Below are 18,359 nucleotides of genomic sequence, written 5' to 3'. Positions count from 1 at the left end.
TGAAGGGGCGGCCGCACCGCCCTTACCCTGTTGACTTTCAATGTGTTACGAGGTACAATCCTAGGCAATCGACAGGGGTTCCGCGGGCGCCGCTTTCTCGCGCGGCCCTGATCCCGGCGCCCCTGTGCCGGTCTCCCGACCGCCGGATGCAAACGACTTCCGAGACTCCCCACGAGAGGAAACTCCGGTCGCCGTCGCGCGGCCCTTATACGAAGGAGCACCTACATGCCGAGCCTCTATCGAGCTCTTCTCGCGGCTCTTCTCTTCGCGCTCTCCGGCGCGGCCGCCGCCGCCCCGCCCACCCACTACGTCTACCAAGGACGCGAGCTTTCGCTCGAATTGGACGAGACGCGCCTTCTCGTGTTGCTCGAAGAGGGATCGCTCGAGAAGTTCGACGGAGGAGCTTTCTTCGCGGGAGGGACGACGAAACGCGCCCCCCTCGATCGCTGGCGGTTCCTCCTGTTCGACTCGCCCGCGAAGAATGCTTCGGATATGAACAACCGGATCGATGCCGTCGCCCAGGCGCCCGGCGTTGAGTTCGTCTCCCCGGTGTTCAAGGGACCGAACTTCGGTCTCGTCGCCATGACGCAGGACATTCTCTTCCGCGCCGATCCGGAGCGCGGAACGGATCCGGAGAGGATCGTTCGCTCTTTATCAGAGGACCTCGCGGCTCCTCTCGAGCCGTTCGGAGGGATGGACGGGGCTTTCCGCTTCCGGCCGCCGACGAAGAACGGTTTCGACGTGCTCGCGCTCGCGAACCTCATCGCGCGCGATCCGCGCGTTTCCTGGGCGGAACCGGACCTCTTGATTACCGGTCGGTCCGAGTTCATCCCGAACGATCCCGGATTCGGCGACCTTTGGGGGATCCGCAACACGGGGCAGTTCGGCGGCGTGCCGGACATGGACATGGACGGGGATGCGGCGTGGGACACGACGACCGGAAGCGCGTCGATCAAGGTCCTCATCCTCGACACCGGCGTGCAGCAGGATCATCCCGACTTGAACCAGCTCCCCGGCCGCGACTTCACGGGGCAGCCGACGGGAGGAGGCCCGGGAAACGAGTGCGACAACCACGGGACCGCGGTGGCGGGCTGCGTGTCGGCGATCATCAACAACGCGCTCGGGACGGTCGGCATCGCTCCCGACTGCAAGGTTCTTTCCGCGCGCATCGGGGTCGCCACCGTTCCTTGCGATGGGACCTGGTCGGGACAGGTGAGCTGGACCGTGAACGCGCTCGCTTGGGCGGAGAATCAGGGAGCGCGCGTCACGAACAACAGCAATTCATACGGCGCGCCGAGCACCGCGCTGAACGACAAGTACGCCTCGACGCGCGCCGGAGGGATGGTCCACTTCGCCTCCGCGGGGAACGACGGCGTCGAGGGGCTCGGATATCCGTCGTCGCTCCCCACCGTGCAGTCGATCGCCGCCCTCACGCCGAGCGGCGCCAAGGCCTCGTTCAGCAACTACGGCTCGGGGCTCGCCTTCTCCGCACCGGGAACGGACGTCTACACGACCGATCGCGTCGGCTCCGCCGGCTACTCGTCCGCCGACTACGTGTTCGTAGACGGAACGAGCTTCGCCTCCCCCTACTCGGCGGGCGTCGCCGCTCTTCTTCTCTCGAAGGACCCGACGCTCCCCGCCGACGCGGTGGAGAGAATCCTCGCCTACACGTGCGTGGATCTCGGGAGCCCTGGCTTCGACAACATCTTCGGCTGGGGATTCGTGAACGCGGAGCGGGCGCTCCTCTTCAGCGGCTGGCGCGACGCCACCCTGGGGCCGCTCGCGGACGCCGGAGACGGCGCGGGGGTCGCGTGGGGAGACTATGACGGCGACGGGGATCCGGATCTTTACATCGTGAACGTCGGAACGGCGAACCGCCTCCTCCGAAACAACGGTGCGCTCGGATTCGAAGATGTGACGAGCGGTCCGCTCGGGGACGCCGGAGCCGGAGCGGGAGCGTCGTGGGGAGATTCCGACGGCGACGGCGACTTGGATCTCTACATCGCGAACAACGGAGCCAACAAGTTTCTCCGGAACAACGGCGGCGGTTCCTTCTCGGATGAAACATCGGGCCCCCTCGGGGACGCGGGCGAGGGGAGAAGCTGCGCCTGGATCGACTACGACAGCGACGGGGACCTCGATCTCTACATCGCGAACAACGGGACGAACGTCCTCTTGCGGAACGACGGCGGGAACGTGTTCGTCGACGCGACGAGCGGCCCCCTCGGCAACGCCGGGAACGGGCACGGAGTCGCGTGGGCCGACTACGACAACGACGGCGACTCGGATCTCTACATCGTGAACGACGGGGGTAACGCTCTTCTTCGGAACGACGGGGGCGGCGTCTTCGTCGACGCGACGAGCGGCCCGCTCGGCGACGCGGGAAACGGACGCGGCGCGGCGTGGGGCGACTACGACAACGACGGCGATCTCGATCTCTACGTGACGAACATCGGGGATAACGTTCTTCTTCGGAACAACGGGGGCGGCGTCTTTGTCGACGCGACGAGCGGCCCTCTCGGCGACGCGGGGAACGGAACGGGGACCGGATGGGCCGACGCGGACAACGACGGCGATCTCGATCTCTATGTGGTAAACGACGGTTCCGCGAATCGTCTTCTCCGCAACGACGGGGGCGTCTTCGTCGATGCGACGCCGGATCCGCTCGGCGATTCGGGGAGCGGGCGGGGAATGGCGTGGGCCGATTACGATGGGGACGGTCTTGTCGACATCTATCTCGCCAAGAACGGAGCGAACCGTTTGTTCCAGAACCTCTCGGCGCCGGCCGCCTCTTGGGTCCGCTTGCGTGTGATCGGCGTCGTGTCGAACACGTCCTCGATTGGCGCGCGCGTTCGTCTCGTCGCGGGCGGCGCCGCGCAAATCCGCGAGATCGACGGCGGGTCGGGCTATCTTTCGCACGGTTCGCTCGACGCCGAGTTCGGTCTCGGGAGCGCGTCGATCATCGACTCGGTGCGGGTGACATGGCCTTCCGGTCTCGAGAAGACCTTCACGAACCTCGCGGTCGACACCGTGTACGCCATCCGCGAGCTTGCCCCTCCCGTCGTCGCGCTCCTCTCTCCGAACGGCGGCGAGAAATGGGGTCAGGGTTCGGTGCGAACGATCCACTGGACGAACAACGGCGGCGTGGCGGAGAGCTGGTTCATCGAGTACTCGACGAACGCGGGGACGGATTGGGACTCGGTCCACTACGAGACGGGCCCGGGGAGCGGGAGCTACTCATGGACCGTGCCGAGCACCCCGACCGATCAGGCGCTCGTGCGCGTCACGATGGAGAACGGGGACGGAAGCGGCGGCGACGCGAGCAACGGGGTCTTCTCGATTCTCGCGGTTCCGATCCCGCGCGTGGTCTCGCCGAACGGCGGCGAGCGGTGGGAGATCGGAAGCGTGGAGAGCATCGTCTGGACAAACACGGGCGATCCGGCGACCGCGCACACGGTGGAGTACAACACGGGCGGAGGCGCGTCGTGGGTTCCGCTCGCGGATTCGCTTCCCGGCGACGGGGGGGGATCTCTCCCGTGGACGATCCCGAACTGGCCCACGCTCGAAGCGCTCGTGCGCGTGATTCTCTACAACGCGGAAGGCTCCGCCGCCGACACGAGCGACGCCGTCTTCGGCATCGTGCCGCCCGTGGACCCGTCCACCGCGTTCACGGCGCTCGATGATCTCCCGCTGGGCGATCCGGGCGAGGGGCGCGGCGCCGCATGGGGCGATTTCGACGGGGACGGCGATCTCGATCTCTACCTCGCGAACAGCGATGATGCGAACCGGCTTCTCGAGAACCAGAGCGGTTCGTTCGTCGCGGTCGAAAACTTCCTGCTTCAAGATGTCGCATCGAGCTACGGCGTCGCATGGGCGGACCACGACAACGACGGAGACCTCGACCTCTACGTCGCGAACGGCGATGCCGCGAACCGGCTCTTCCGGAACGACGGGGGCGGCGTCTTCACGAACATCGCGGCGGCGCCGATCGACGACAACGGGACGGGACGCTCCGCCGCCTGGGCCGATTACGACGGAGACAACGACGTCGATCTTTATCTCGTGAACAGCACAGGCTCGAACCGTCTCTTCCGGAACAACGGAAACGGGACCTTCGCGGACGCCACGACGACGCTTCTCGCCTCGACCGGCGGGAAGTCGGGAGCGGCGTGGGCGGACGCGGACAACGACGGCGATCCGGATCTCTACCTCGTGCGGAACGGCGCGAACAAGCTCTTCGTGAACAACGGAAACGGCTCCTTCTCGGACGGGACGACCGGGCCTCTCGGAGATGCGGGCATCGGATCGGGCGCCGCGTGGGGCGACTACGACAACGACGGCGATCTCGATCTCTACATCACGAACCGCGGGGCGAACCAGCTTCTCCGGAACGATGGAGGCAACGTCTTCACCAACGCGACGAGCGGTCCTCTCGGCGATCCGGGGATCGGATACGGGGCGGTCTGGCTCGACTACGACAACGACGGCGACCTCGATCTCTACCTCGCCAACAACGGGTACAACCGGCTCTTTCGGAACGAAGGATCCGGTGTCTTCGTCGACGCGGCGAACGAGGCGCTGCTCGACCCGGGTTACGGCCAAAGCGTCACGTGGGCGGACATCGACGCGGACGGCGACCTCGATCTCTATCTCACGAATCTGGGAACGAACCGGCTCTTTCGGAACGATCTCGCGAGCGGAGCGCACTGGATACACGTCGCGCTCGAGGGACGGATCTCGAACCGCGCGGCGATCGGCGCGCGCGTGCGCGTCGTGGCGGGAGGGCTCGCGCAGATCCGGGAGATCGCAAGCGGGAACGGCTTCCTCGGCCAGAACCCTCTCGTCGCGGCGTTCGGTCTTGGCGCGGCCTCGCTGGTCGACACGATCGAGGTTCGTTGGCCGAGCGGAACGATCCAGGTCATGGCCGGCGTCTCCGCCGATCAAGCGCTCTCGATCGTTGAGCCGCAGCCGCTTTGGGTGAACGTCGCGGAAGGGCCGCTCGCGGACGCAGGGAGTTCTCAAGGAATCGCGTGGGGGGATTTCGACGGCGACGGCGACGAGGATCTTTATGTCGCGAACCTCGGAGGAGCGAATGTCCTAATCCAAAACGATGGCGGCGGTTCGTTCTCCGACGCGACGTCGGGGCCGATGGGCGATCTCTCCGACGGCAGGGGCGCGGCCTGGGCGGACTACGACAACGACGGGGACCTCGATCTCTATCTCGTGAACGAGGGAGGTCCGAACAAGCTCTTCCGAAACGACGGCGGCGGGACCTTCGCGGACGCTACGACGGGTCCGCTCGCCGACGCAGGCTATGCCTTCGCGGGCGTCTGGGGGGACTACGACGGGGACGGCTTCGTCGATCTCTTCGTCGCGAACGCGGGCTCGGCGAACCTGCTCTTGCGGAACAACGGGGGCGGTTCGTTCACGAACACGACGCCGACGGTTCTGCAGGACCCGTTCGGGTTCGGGCTCTCCGCGGCGTGGGGGGACTACGACAACGATGGGGATCCGGACCTCTACCTCGGGAACGGCTTCGGGGCGAACCGCCTCTTCCGAAACGATGGGGGCGGTGCCTTCACGGACGTCACGACGGGGCCGCTCGGAGACGACGGGATCTCGTACGGGGTCGACTGGGGCGATTACGACAACGACGGCGATCTCGATCTCTACGTCGCGAACGACGGGACCGCGAACCGTCTTCTCCGAAACGACGGGGGCGTGTTCGTCGACGCGACGGCGGGGCCTCTCGGCGATGAAGGGCCGAGCGTCGGCGCCGCGTGGGCGGACTACGACAACGACGGCAAGCTCGATCTCTTTGTCGCGCAGTCCGGATCGAACATTCTGTTGAAGAATCAAGGAAGCGGCGCGTTCACCGACGAAACGGAAGTCGGTCTTCGAGACGCCGAGTCGGGCGCGGGGGCCGCGTGGGGCGATTACGACAACGACGGCGATCTCGATCTCTACCTCGCGAACGCGGGAGGTCCGAACGCGCTCTTCCGGAACGACGCATCCGACGGAAACCGGTGGCTTCGCGTCTCTCTCGTCGGGAGCGTCTCGAACCGCGCGGCGATCGGCGCGCGCGTGCGCGCGGTCGCCGGCGGAGTCGCGCAGATCCGGGAGATCTCGGGGGGCTCAGGCTTCGGCTCGCAGAACTCGCTCGCCGCGGAGTTCGGGTTCGGTTCCGCGGCGACGATCGACTCGGTCCGGGTCTACTGGCCGAGCGGTGCGGTGAGCGACACGACGGGCATCGCGGCGAACCAATCGATCGTGTTGGTGGAACCGGGGGGTCTCTCCGGCGCCGGCGGTCCGCCTCTTCCGAAGCGGCATGCGCTCTACGCGAACATGCCGAACCCGTTCAACCCAGCAACGACGTTTCGATACGCGCTTCCCAAACCGGGGCGCGTGCGGCTCGCTGTGTACGATCTCTCGGGGAGGCTCGTGAAGATCTTGCGGGATGAAGAGGAAAAGGCGGGATTGTTCTCCGCGACCTGGGACGGAATCGACGAGGCCGGTCGCGCGGTCGGATCCGGCGTCTACTTTGTGCGGATGGAGGCGCCCGGGTTCTCTGCGAACCGCAAGATGCTCATGATTCGTTGATGCGTGTTCTGCCGGTCTCCCGGCAAGGAAGAGGCCCGCGGGCGGCTGTCGCCCCGGGCCTCTTGCCGTTCGGGACGGCCGCTTCTTTTCGGAGAAGCTTCCGGCCGTCCACGGTTGAACGGCGTTTCGAATTGTCGGAGGCTCCGCCTTTCTCGCCTCTACTTGACGAGCGTGATCTTCCGGACGGCCGTCCGATCCGCGGCTTCCAGGCGGAGAAGATAGACTCCCGGCGCCGCTTCGATCCCGCGATCGGTCGTCCCGTCCCGGATCGCCGTGTGGCTCCCCGCCCCGCCGCTCTCCGCGAAGAGGGTCGTCACCAGTCTCCCGGACACGTCGTACACGGCGAGCCTCGCTGGGCCCGTCTCCGAAAGCTCGAAGCGAATCGCCGTCGCGGGGTTGAACGGGTTCGGCGCGTTCGCGTGGATGCGAAACGCCGAAGGAACGGAGAGCGCGCCTCCCGAGACCGAAGTCTGCACCTCGTTCACGACGATCACTTGATCCGCGGCGACGTTGGTAAGGACCGAGACGATTCCCGACGGCCAGCGGACGGTGATCGTGTCGGCGAGGACGAGGCTCCCGAGCCCGAACTCCGCCGCGGGCGAGTCTTGCGAGTTGTGTCCGGAGCCGGCGTTGACCTCTCGGATCTGTGCGCCCATCGACGAGACGAGCCTCACCCGCGCGCCGATCCCGTTCCGGTTCGAGACGGAGCCCGCGAGGAGCACGTGAATCCAACGCTTCGCCGAGCCGCTCTCGTTCCGGAAGAGCCGGTTTGCTTCGCCGTAGTTTGCGAGATAGAGATCGAGATCGCCGTCGTTGTCGTAGTCGGCCCACGCGGCGGAGGCGCCGTTTCCGAGATCGTTGAAGAGCGGGGTCGAGACGTCGGTGAAGGCTCCGCCCCCGTCGTTCCGCAAGAGCACGTCCGCTTCCGCGCTCGTCTTGGAGAGGAAGAGGTCGAGGTCGCCGTCGTTGTCGAAGTCGCCGAAGACGCACCCATTGTGGCTGCCGACGTCCCCGAGCGGCCCAACGGTCGCGTCGACAAACATCCCGCCCCCGTCGTTCCGGAACAGCTTGTTCGCGGAGCCGAACCCACGGCCGTGGTAGATGTCGAGATCGCCGTCGTTGTCGTAATCCCCCCACGCGACGCTCGTTCCATTCCCCGTGTCGGCGAGCGGCCCGCTCGTCGCGTCGCTCCACGCGAGTCCCATCTGCCCGAAGGCAGCCAGAAGGTTCGGCCGCGGCCCGATGTTCCCCGCGAGGCCGAAAAACTGCGGCGTTCCCGTGTTCTTGAGAAGGCTTCGAATGTACGAGGGGGGCGGCGGCGTCGGGGAGACGGAGGCTTTCCATCGTCCGACGCAGCAGGCGACCGCGCCGGCGACGATCGGCGCGGCGCTCGAGGTTCCCGAGAAGTCCGAGGCGTAGTAGTAGTTCTTCCCCTCGGCGAGATAGAGCGTGCCGTAGCCGGTCGTGACGACGTTCTCTCCCAATCCTTGAAGGTCGAACCGTTGTCCGTAGCTCGAGAAGGAGAGTCGTTCGAGGTTCCCTTCGCTCCATGTGCCGCCGGCGTAAGCCCCTCCCGCCCCGACGATGATCGCGCCCGAGTTGCCGTACCAAGAGAGGCTGTCGGTGTTCACGCCGCTCCCCGCGACCTCTCCTCCGTTCCCGCCCGCCTCGACCACGTGGATCCCGTTCGCGACCGCGTTCACGATCGCCGCGTAAACGCCGTTGTACGTTTGGGCGTTCGGGTAGTTGTTCGTCCACCACTCGATGGGTATGAAGTCCGGAGTCGGCGTGTTCGGGTTCTGGTAGTCCAACTGGTGCTCGATGAGAATCACGTCGCCCGCCGAGAGCGCGGCGATCGCGTACGCGATCGCGGCGGGCACGTCCTACGTTGTGTCGGGCGGCGGTCCGGGCACGATGAAGTACGAACCGCACGTCCTCAGCGTCGCTCCGTAGCAGATGCCGGTCGTTCCCCAGCCGTTGTTGTTCGCGACGAGCTCGCCGATCACCGCCGTTCCGTGGTCATCGTTGTTGAATGGGTCGAGGATCGTGTTCGGGTTGATCTGCGAGCCGACCGCCTTCGTGATCTCGGCATGGTTGTAGTTCCAGCTGTACTCGATGTCGCAGACGCGCACGTTGCTGCCGGTGCCACCGGCCTTGGTCCACGCGTAGTCCGCGTCGATCCCGGCCGGCGTCGTGCTCGCGGGGCGGAGGTAGCCCTGTCCGGAATTGTAGTTCGGCGGCGTGGGGAGCGGCACGGGAAGCGGCATCGGCCGAGCGGAGAGAATGCCGGGAAGAGCCTCGAGCCGAGCCGCGACCTCCCAAACATCCGCGCCGCGCGGGATACGAAGGCGATAGATGTTGTTGAGGTTATAAACATTCTCCCGCGCCGCTTCCTCGCCGCGCGCCTGCCACGCATCGAAAGCCTCCTCGGGAATGTCGGAGAGCCGGCGCCACGAGTGCCCGTCGAGGTCGGAGAGAGCGTCGGATACCCCATCGAGAGCGTTTCCGGAGAGATCGACGAGCGCCCCGCCTCGGATGCGGACCCTCGCGTCCTCGGCGAAGAGAACCTCGATGAGGTCCGCGCGGCATGGGTACGCCCCCGCGGCGGGAGGGCCGGCAGCGAACACCGAGACCGCGAAGAGGGCGTCGAGAACGAGAGCGAAACGGAACCGGGGGGCGAGGGACATGGCTCCCTCCTTTCCAAGGTGGGTGGAGACGGCGGAGACCGTTTGGTAGGCATCATTATACCACTTGAAAACCTTGGTGCGGAAGTCCCCAAGTTTGCGATGGACGAGAATCGCCTTCGGTGGTAGGCTGATCTCGTTTCAAGAGACTCACGCCCTTTTTCCATGAGGTGCCGGCCATGCGTATCGCCATTGGATTCTTGCTCGTCTTCTTTCTCTCGATCGTGATCGGTTGCGGCGGGGATGACGCTGTCGATCCGGGCGACAACACGCCCGACCCGGAGACCCCGGAGATGTCGATCGAGAGCTTCGCGCGCGCGTACGCGTTGATGGACAGCACCGCCTACGCGTCGTATCTCGACGAGGAGTACACGTTCGAGCTTCTCCCGGAGGAAATCGATCCGAACGACCCGCAAGGCCGGTGGGACCGAAATGAGGAGCTCGACATCGCGGGGAACATGTTCCACGGAAGGTTCAACAGCAGGGGACAGCAGGTCGTTCGGATCGTTCTCGCACTCGACGTGAAGCAATCGGTCGTGGACAACAACACCTACCCGGGGAAGCCGGCGGGAGAGACTTGGTATTGGACGACTTGCTTCGTCGATCTTGTCGTCACCGCGGACGATCCGAACGACCCGGAAGGGATCATAAACTACGTCGTTCTCAGCAACCAGGTCTTCATCCAGCGGCCGGATCCTTCGGGGGCCGAGCGCTACATCATGTACAAGCAGATCGATCAGCGGCCGATCAACAAGACGCGCGCCTCGGCCGCCGAGAGGGTGGAGGGTATGACCTGGGGAGCGGTCAAGAGCCTCTTCCGGTCGTAGGGTCGGCTCGAAAGAAGAGACCGCCTCCTCCGGCGCGCTCCTCGCGCTACTTGTGAAAGTGCTTCGCCGCGACGACCGGGATCCCGTTTTTCAAGAGAGCCCGCGCGGTCCGGTTCAACGCCGCGTGCTTCTCGATGTAGTTTCTTTCGAGGAAGGGCATGAGCCCCTGCGCCTCGATCTCCTTCTTCGGGAGGAAGTACTCGAGGATGTTCGAGGGGTGCTCGAGCTTCTCCTCGACCTCCGTGTCGCCCCCCTCGTGCTTCGCGCTGATGTTCTTCACCTTGCGCGCGACCTCGACGAGCTCGTCCCTCCGGTCGTACGGCTGCCGCACGATCCCCTTCCAGGTCTCGGTGATGTGATGCTCGAAGCGGACCACCGAATCGAAGTCGAGCGCGCCCCGCACCTCGGCGCAAAGCTCGATCGTCTCGTTGTTCACCGAGTTCGAGAAGTTGAAACCGATGAGCGGGGTCGTGCCGTCCTCGCGGGAGAAGAGCTTGGCCGCGAGAAGCGTCCACATCACGGCGTACGGATTATCGTTCCCCATGAAGACCGAGATCTTGAACTCGTTGTCGATCCCGATCTTGTGCAGCATGTACCCGAGGAAGACGGTTCCCGGATTGATGTTCAGGACCTGGTGCGTGCCGTAGTTCGTATAGTAGTAAAGAAACTCGTCGACCCACTTGAGCGCGTACTCGTTCGGCTGGCCGACCCCGCCGAAGTAGCCGGTGATCGTCTCGGGGCCGCCGAGGTGGACGTTCGATCCGTCGGTCCCCTTCGTGTCGAGCGTCTCGACGTAGCTCGCGCCGACGATCCGCATCGCCGCTGCGACCGCGAGAAGATCCCCTTGATCCTCGGACGACTCCTTCATCGAGCGGACGCGGATATAGCGCCCCGGCATCAGCTCGCGTTTCTCGATCGCCCGCTTCGCCTCGGCGATCAGCCACGGAAAGAAGTTGAGCGCGCTGATCTCGAGCGTGACCGCGAACGATCGGCTCGCGTTCTTCGGCTTGGCCCCCGCGAGGGCTGCTTCGCGGAACTCCTGCATCGATACGAAGGCGCCCTTCTCCCTTTGCTCGGCGAGCCACTCGAGATCCTTGAGGTAGGGAGAATTGGCCTCCGCGAGACGCCGAAGGAGGTTCTTCAGCTTGCCCGACTCGGCCGCCTTCTCGTTGATCGCCTCGACGCCGCCGTGCTTCTCGACCACGGCGAGGAAGCGGTCGATGAGCGTGTTGTCGGGACTCGTGAGATACTGGTTGATCGCCTTGAGGCGATCGGCCGGAATGTTGAGCTTCTTGCGCAGCTTGCCGGTCACGAAACGCGCCTCCCTTCGAAGGGGTTGGGGTCGGTCAATACGCGGAACGGTTTCAAGAAGGATACGGGGGGAGGCCCTCTTCTGTCGATCGGGAAGGATGGGTCGGGGTGGACGGGGCCGCTCCGGGGTTCTGGATAGTGTGGAAAAGTGGAAAAGGGTCCCGCCGGAAGGCGGGCGAGGGCGGAACGCGCAACGCGAATAAAGATAAGTAGTTACGAGCTCCGCGCGCGAAACCGTCTTACGCGTTATCCACAAGGAGGCTCCTTTCGACCAGTTAGGCGGACGGCGCGTTCTTGCACCGAAAAGGGCCTCGAAGAGGTAGAATGACCGGCTGAGGGACCAACGATGGGCCGCGTTCTTGCCGCAATCGTCCTTATTTTTGCCGCCGCGGATGCTTTCCCCCTGGAACGTGTCGTTCACTCGCGAGCGGATCTCCTCCAGGGTACGGCGCTCGACCGCTTCTTCGACTTCGGGGGGAACGGTCAGGGGTGGCGCGGGGTCGGTCGGTTTGAGGGGGGCGTCCTTCACCTCGAGGCCCCCTTCGTCGGCGACTGGGGGCGCGCGTTCTTTCACTGGGAAGGCGCGGATCCCTTCGCGATCGAGTGGGAAGCGCGGCCGGCCGGGGGGCCTCTCGATGCCGAGCTCGCGCTTCTCGTCGCCTGCGAGCCGGGAGCGAGCGAGGTTCGGGTTCGCTTCTCGCCGGACGGGCGGGTCTCGGTTGATCGGATGCGGGGCGGGTGGTTCGAGACGATCGCGCCCGCCGTTTCGCAGTCGGTCCAGCGCGGGTCCGGATGGGGGAGCTATGCGGTTCGCGTGTCGCGCCGGGTGCTCTCGGTCGTCCTCGCCGGCGAGGAGGTGCTGACCGCGGAGCTTCCGGAATCGAGCGGGAGCGCGATCGGCTTCGCCGTCTCGCCGGGGGGCGTCTTCGAGATCGATCACGTCGCGCTTCATCGGTCGCGGAGAGGGATGCCGCCCCGCGCCGCTTCGACCGGAGAGCGTCCGGTCTTCTTCGATTCGTTCTCGATCGGCCGCGACGAGTGGACGAGGAGTCTCTTTCCGGCGCGCGAGGGGGCCCTGGCCGTCTCCGGGTCTGCGGAGGAAACGCTCGAGGACTTCCTCACGTTTCCGCTGCCCGATGCTTGCCGTGTCCGGGTTGTCTTTCGGGTCGAGGGGACGGGGCCGGCCGCGTTCCTCTTCCACACGCCGGAGGAGGGAGAGCCTCCGCGCGGCTACGCGTGCGCGTTCGATCCGGACGGGTCGTTTGCTTTGTATCGCAAGGAATCGCCGGCGGACCGGCTTCTCGAAACGAGCCCGAAGAATCCGCATTTCCGATTCGGGCGATGGAACACTCTCGATTATTGGTCGGGAGGAGGAGCGGTTCGCGTCCACCTGAACGGAGAGCCGCTCTTCGAGCGCGCGGTCGATCCTTCCCCGCCCGGGCGCTTCGGGATCTCGGTCGGGCCCGGGGGCGGGCTCGCCGTCGACGAGATCGTGATCTTCGACGCGGCCGAGCCGGCGCCTTTCGACACGGCGACGGCGGCCGCGATCTGGCGCGACATCGCATCGCTCGCCGAGCAGCGCGCGCTCGCGACGAAGTCGGACCGCCTCCGCGATCTCTTTCTTCTCGCCCCCTCTCTTCCGGGTGTTCTCGATCTCCTCTTTCGGGACGCCGCGCGCGCGGGGGACGCAGAGACCGCGCTCACCGCGGCGAACGCTCTCGTGGGGAAGGCGACCCCGGGATCGGACGAGGAGAAGCTCCGTCTCATCGCGCTTCTTCTTCTCCGGCGCTGGGAGGATGCCCACGGAGAGCTCGCGCGCTTCCGAGCCATCCGGCCGGACGATCCCTTCGGGCTCGAGAACACGCTTCTCCTGCTCGATCGAACGGGCGAGCACGAGAGGCTGATCCGGGAGCACCGCGCGGCGGTCGCCGCGGTCGAGCCGCTTCGCGCGGTCGGACACGGCGCGGCGGCATGGGCCTACCTTCGGTCGCGCATGACCGATCGGGCGTTCGAGGCGCTCCGCGTCGCCTCCCGCCTCGGTCCTGGACGGATCGACCTTTCACTCGTCGAGGGAGATCTTCTCCGCGCGCAGGGAGATCTCGCCGGAGCGTCGGCGCGGTACGAAGCCGTTCTCGCGAGCGGGCTCGCGCCCGTTCCGGAAGCGAACGTTCGCGCCCGCATGGCGCTCGTTCGGTTCGAACGAGGAGAGTATCGCGCGGCCGCCGACGCGCTGGCCGCCCTTCCCGAGACGGAGGACCCGCGGACGCGGCGCGCGCGAGGCCTTCTCGAGGCGTTCGCGCTCTATCAGAGCGGGCGGGCGGCGGACGCGGAGGGGCGTCCGGAGCTCGAGCGAGCGGAGAAGATCGTTGCAGGGATGATCCCGGACCCGCCGGCGCAGGGGGACGGGATCCTTCTCGATCTTCTCGGAAGGGTGCGCGCCGCGCTCGCGCTCCTCGACTTCCGGGAGGGAGAGAGCTATCCGGCCTACCGCGAGAAGACGCGCCGGGCGATGGACCTCTTCGCCCAGGCCGCGCGTCTCGATCCGACGTTCGTCGTTCCGAGTCCCGACGCGGAGACGATTCCCGATTTCGACCCGACGCGTTTTCGAACCTTGCTGCAACACGCGTACAAGGACGATCATCCGATGGGCGGCTTCATCGAGAGTCTCTCGCGGTGGACCGCGTGGTCGGTCGCGGACCGCCGGGCGGACCTCGCGGAGCGGGAGATCGGTCTTCTGTTGCAGAAACGTTGAAGCCGCGCTCCGCGCGAACCGCGGCCGGCCGAATCGAAGGTCATTCATATGAACAAACGAGCTCTTCTCGTGTTCGATCTCGACGGGACGCTCTTTCGGGGGGACGGGGCGACCGCCGCCGCGGTGTGGGAGACGCTCGACCGGATCGGGCTCGCCCGTCCGAGCGCGCGGGAAATCTGTTCTTACTTCGGAAGGCCGATCCACGAGTTTCACGCCTGGCTCCGCTCGCTCGCGCCCGAACGGAACATCGAAGAAGCTCTTGTCGAGATCGAACGCCGCGAGGTGGAGCTCGTCCCGTCGAAAGGAGCGCTCTTTCTGGACGTTCCGGAGGTTCTCGATCGCTTCGCGCGCGAAGGTTTTCGGATGGCGATCTGCTCGAACGGTCGGAACCCCTACGTGCGCACGGTTCTCGAGAGCATGGGGATCGCGCGTTTCTTCGGCGCCGTGCGGTACCGCGAGATCGAAGGCGAGAACAAGACGCTCATGATGAGGGATCTTCTCGCGCGCGAGGCGGTCCGGCCGGTCGTCGGGATCGGGGACCGGCGGGACGACGTCGAGGCGGCCCGCGCGAACGGCGCTCGTTCGGTCGGATGCGCCTACGGCTTCGGCTCGCGCGAGGAGATCGAGGGCGCCGAAGTGATCGTGGGGCGCGCGGCGGAGATACCGGACGCGGTGCAGCGCGTTCTCGCTGGGGAAGCGGACGTCTGACGAATTCGGCGGGGCGGCGGGCGCCTACTTATTCTTGAAGATCGCGCGCCAGTCGGTGCGGGGCGTCATGAAAGGACGGCGGAGCTTGCTCACGCTCCCCGCCTGCTCGGTGATATAGAACGCGGTCGGGTCGATGCCGAGGACGATCGGAACGAGGCGCTTGAGGTCTCTTCTTCTGCAGACGATGTAGAGCTCGGTCACCAGCCCGCTCATCCCCTGTCCGGTGAACGTCGTCACCGGGAACCCGGCGGCGCGGACCGACGTCGCCATCTCATCGCCTTTCTCCGGCGTGATCACGCGAAAGACGGTGTGTCCGAAGGCGAGCCGCCTCTCGAGCTTGATCCCGACGACGTTGCCGGTCGAGAAGCCGAAGGCGTAGAAGACGCCGAGGATCGGCTGGTCGATGACGCGGTTAACGACCGCGGCGACGACCGCGAGCCACGTGCTCACCTCGACGAGCCCGAGGAAAAAGGCCGTGCGCGTCTTCCCCTGCACGATGCTGATCGTCCGCATCGTCCCGACAGAGACGTCGAGCACGCGGGCGAAGAAGACGAGCACGCCGAGAAGGAGAGTGCCCCAATCCATTCCGAGGATCATCGGTTGCTCATCATCGGAATCGGTATCCGACACCTATTGGACACCACCAGTTTTCCCTATAGTCTGGAAATCGGTGTCTGACACCAGTTCTTTCACAAGGCGTGGCGCTTCATCACCTCGCGCCACGCTTCCTCGCCCATCATCTCGGATTCCTCGACGAGCAGGATCGGGATGCCGTCGCGAACCGGATAGCGGCGCCGAGTTTTCGCATCGGTCGAGACGAGCCAGTCTCCGTCCTCGACGACCGGCGCCTTCGTCTCCGGACACGCGAGGATTTCGAGGAAGTCCTTCGGAAGACCCATCGTGTTCTTCTCCTTCTGTCCGCTTTTCGGGACCTGATACCCTATTTGCTGTCCCATTACCCAGCAACAAGTAGGCTAGTTGGAGCGCTCCCCGATGGGTAATAGGGTATCAGGTACCGTTAGTACGCGCGGGCGATGTACACGCGTTGCTTCGAAGGGTTGCCGCTCCGAACGCAGCGCCCCTCTTCCGCGCCCCCCCCGAACGGGATGCACCGGATCGTCGCTTTCGTCTCTTCCTTGATCGCGGCTTCGGTTTCGCGCGTTCCGTCCCAGTGGGCGAAGGCGAAGCCGCCCTTTTCGACGAGTTTCTTTAGGTCTTCATAATCATCGACCGCGTGCGTGTGCTCGTCGCGGAACTTCCGCGCTCGCTCGAAGAGGGCGCGCTGGATTTCTTCGAGCTTCGCGGGGAGCCCGTCCGCCGCTTCGCCGATCGGAACGGCCGTCTTCTCGCGCGTATCGCGCCTCGCGAGAACCACCTGCGCCTTCGCTACGTCTTTCGGTCCGATCTCGATCCGGAGCGGGACGCCTCTCTGCTCCCACTCGGCGAACTTCCATCCCGGCTTGTGCTGTTCGCGCGAGTCGATGTGCGCGCGGACGCCCGCCTCCGCGAGCCGCTTCTTCAGCGTCTCCGCCGCAGGGAAGACCGCGGCGCGATCCTCGTCGGACGAATAGATCGGAACGATCACCGCCTGGATCGGCGCGATCCGCGGCGGCAGAATGAGGCCGTTGTCGTCTCCGTGCATCATCACGACCGCGCCGACCATGCGCGTCGAGACTCCCCAGCTCGTGTTCCACGCGTGACGCGTCTCGCCGTCCTTGTCCTGGAAGACGAGATCGAACGCCTTCGCGAAGTTCTGGCCGAGGTTGTGGCTCGTCCCCGCCTGGAGCGCCTTCCCATCCAGCATCATCGCCTCGATGCAGTACGTTCGGAGCGCGCCCGCGAAGCGTTCGGAGTCGCTCTTCGCGCCGGGGTAGACCGGGATCGCGAGCACGTCCTCGGCGAAGACGCGGTAGACCTCGAGCATCTTGAGCGTCTCTTCTTCGGCTTCCTCGTAGGTGGCGTGGGCGGTGTGCCCTTCCTGCCAGAGGAACTCGAGCGTGCGAAGAAAGAGGCGCGGCCGCAGCTCCCACCGGAAGACGTTCGCCCATTGGTTGATGAGGATGGGGAGATCGCGGTACGACATCACCCACTTCGCGTACATGTGGTAGATCACGGTCTCGGATGTGGGCCGGAGAACGAGCGGCTCCTCGAGCTTCTTGCCGCCGCCGTGCGTCACGACCGCGCACTCCGGCGCGAACCCCTCCACGTGTTCCGCTTCTTTCTTCATGAAGCTTTCGGGGATGAGCGTGGGGAAGTAGGCGTTGACATGCCCCGTCTCCTTGATCATCCGGTCGAGGTGGTCGCGCATGTTCTCCCAGAGGGCGAACCCATACGGGCGGATCACCATGCACCCCTTGACGGGCGCGTAATCCGCAAGCTCCGCCATCTGGACGACGTCCGTGTACCAGCGCGAATAATCCTCGCTCATCGGGGTCACCTTCTGAGCCACTCGAAAGTCCTCCGTGTGTTCGAACACCCGATTCTATCGCGGTCCGCGGGAGGGGGCAAGGGGAGGAGAAGGTGTGGACTTTCCCCATTTTTCAGAGACCTTCGAGGGCGGTCTGGAGAGTAACCGGCGGTGGCTTTCTTCGCAGGAACTGGCAGAGCGGTCCCTGCCCCGTTCGTCGCAGGATCGCCGCGATCCCATCGGCCAGCGCATAGCAGTGGAACGCCGGGACGCCGTAGATCCGCTTGGCGGCTTTCAGCACGCGCCGCGCCAGCACGGCCACCTGTAAGCGCTCCCCCAGATGCACCACCGCGAAGAAGCTCGCCGCGAGCACCAGAGCCACCAGATTCCGCAAGCGTCGATAGGTCAGCACCCGGATGTCTTCCAAGTGGTAGCTCTGCTTCAGGAATCGGATCATCTCCTCCACCTTCCAGCGTGTCAGGTAGCTCTCCACGACCGCCCAGAGCATCTCCCGATTCCGCCGCATCGGAAGAGAAGACCGGGGAGAGAGTCTCCCCGAAGAATCGTGAATCTGCTCTCGCAATTCCGCACAACTCCGCTAACGTCAATCCGTCAGAAGTGTGCTCCTTGCAGGGCCGCCGGGGCGCGGGGCGAGGGGGTGAACCGGCGAGTTCGCGAGCGAGCCGGGCCTTGCCGATCCGGCACCGTGTCGTGGGCCCGGTGCGCGAGGACTGTTTGAGCCGGCACCCCCTTGCCCCGCGCCCCGGCCGAGAAAACACCGGTCGAGTTTCTGTCGGATCAAGGCTTCTATGAGCCGGGCCCCCGTCAACCTCTTCTGACAGAGACGTGTCTCTCGACCTGAGTTTCTCTCCTTCCCGATCTCCTTCACCGGGCATGCGGTATCGCGTCTCTTCTTTCTCGAGCCTTGTGAGCGTCTTTCCGTTGGCTGGTTCGTTCTTGAGTCGACGGTTTCTCCATCGACCAGCTTCTATCCGTGCCGACTCCCTCGTCGAACACCCCATCCTCTATGCGCACCATGCGCGAGACGAACCTCTTGCCGAGAGCGACCC

The 18,359-nt window shown here is 65.5% G+C and carries 11 protein-coding genes; 4 read left to right on the top strand and 7 right to left on the bottom strand.

Going from position 1 to position 18,359, the window contains the following annotated elements; translation table 11 throughout:
* Positions 1-225 precede the first annotated feature (225 nt).
* A complete protein-coding gene (locus tag FJY73_05305) occupies positions 226-6,600 on the top strand; it encodes a VCBS repeat-containing protein (GenBank protein MBM3320076.1) in 6,375 nt (2,124 codons plus the stop codon).
* A 158-nt stretch (positions 6,601-6,758) separates the two neighbouring features.
* Here FJY73_05305 and FJY73_05300 read toward each other — a convergent pair whose 3' ends face one another.
* Positions 6,759-8,480: a VCBS repeat-containing protein gene (locus FJY73_05300; GenBank protein MBM3320075.1), complete on the bottom strand. Its 1,722-nt coding sequence runs from the start codon at positions 8,478-8,480 to the stop codon at positions 6,759-6,761.
* 3 nt (positions 8,481-8,483) lie between these two features.
* A complete protein-coding gene (locus FJY73_05295; GenBank protein ID MBM3320074.1) occupies positions 8,484-9,287 on the bottom strand; it encodes a hypothetical protein in 804 nt (267 codons plus the stop codon).
* Between the two features lie 176 nt (positions 9,288-9,463).
* Between FJY73_05295 and FJY73_05290 the strand changes: the two genes are divergently transcribed.
* Complete coding sequence (locus FJY73_05290; protein MBM3320073.1) at positions 9,464-10,111, top strand: hypothetical protein; 648 nt, start codon at positions 9,464-9,466, stop codon at positions 10,109-10,111.
* A 46-nt stretch (positions 10,112-10,157) separates the two neighbouring features.
* On the opposite strand, the gene FJY73_05285 is transcribed toward FJY73_05290, so the two are convergent.
* The gene (locus FJY73_05285) at positions 10,158-11,411 is read right to left on the bottom strand and encodes a hypothetical protein (GenBank protein ID MBM3320072.1); all 1,254 of its coding nucleotides are present in this window, start codon (positions 11,409-11,411) and stop codon (positions 10,158-10,160) included.
* A 357-nt stretch (positions 11,412-11,768) separates the two neighbouring features.
* Here FJY73_05285 and FJY73_05280 point away from each other — a divergent pair, with 357 nt between their 5' ends.
* Together FJY73_05280 and FJY73_05275 are read left to right on the top strand one after the other, a co-directional pair.
* Entirely contained in the window at positions 11,769-14,174 is a 2,406-nt protein-coding gene (locus tag FJY73_05280) for a hypothetical protein (GenBank protein ID MBM3320071.1), read from the top strand.
* Positions 14,175-14,222: 48 nt separating this feature from the next.
* Entirely contained in the window at positions 14,223-14,882 is a 660-nt protein-coding gene (locus FJY73_05275) for an HAD family hydrolase (GenBank protein MBM3320070.1), read from the top strand.
* 24 nt (positions 14,883-14,906) lie between these two features.
* Here FJY73_05275 and FJY73_05270 read toward each other — a convergent pair whose 3' ends face one another.
* The 4 genes from FJY73_05270 to FJY73_05255 form a co-directional block, all read right to left on the bottom strand.
* A complete protein-coding gene (locus FJY73_05270; protein ID MBM3320069.1) occupies positions 14,907-15,479 on the bottom strand; it encodes a DUF2179 domain-containing protein in 573 nt (190 codons plus the stop codon).
* A 92-nt stretch (positions 15,480-15,571) separates the two neighbouring features.
* Positions 15,572-15,781 carry a hypothetical protein gene (locus FJY73_05265; protein ID MBM3320068.1) on the bottom strand — a complete coding sequence of 70 codons (210 nt, stop codon included), beginning with the start codon at positions 15,779-15,781 and terminating at the stop codon, positions 15,572-15,574.
* Between the two features lie 119 nt (positions 15,782-15,900).
* The gene (locus tag FJY73_05260) at positions 15,901-17,331 is read right to left on the bottom strand and encodes a proline--tRNA ligase (protein MBM3320067.1); all 1,431 of its coding nucleotides are present in this window, start codon (positions 17,329-17,331) and stop codon (positions 15,901-15,903) included.
* Between the two features lie 91 nt (positions 17,332-17,422).
* A complete protein-coding gene (locus FJY73_05255; GenBank protein MBM3320066.1) occupies positions 17,423-17,797 on the bottom strand; it encodes a transposase in 375 nt (124 codons plus the stop codon).
* Positions 17,798-18,359: the final 562 nt, after the last annotated feature.

Source organism: Candidatus Eisenbacteria bacterium (assembly GCA_016867715.1).
GTDB lineage: Bacteria > Orphanbacterota > Orphanbacteria > Orphanbacterales > Orphanbacteraceae > VGIW01.
The sequence above is the reverse complement of the archived record's forward strand: the minus strand, read 5'-3'. Positions and strand labels throughout refer to the sequence as shown.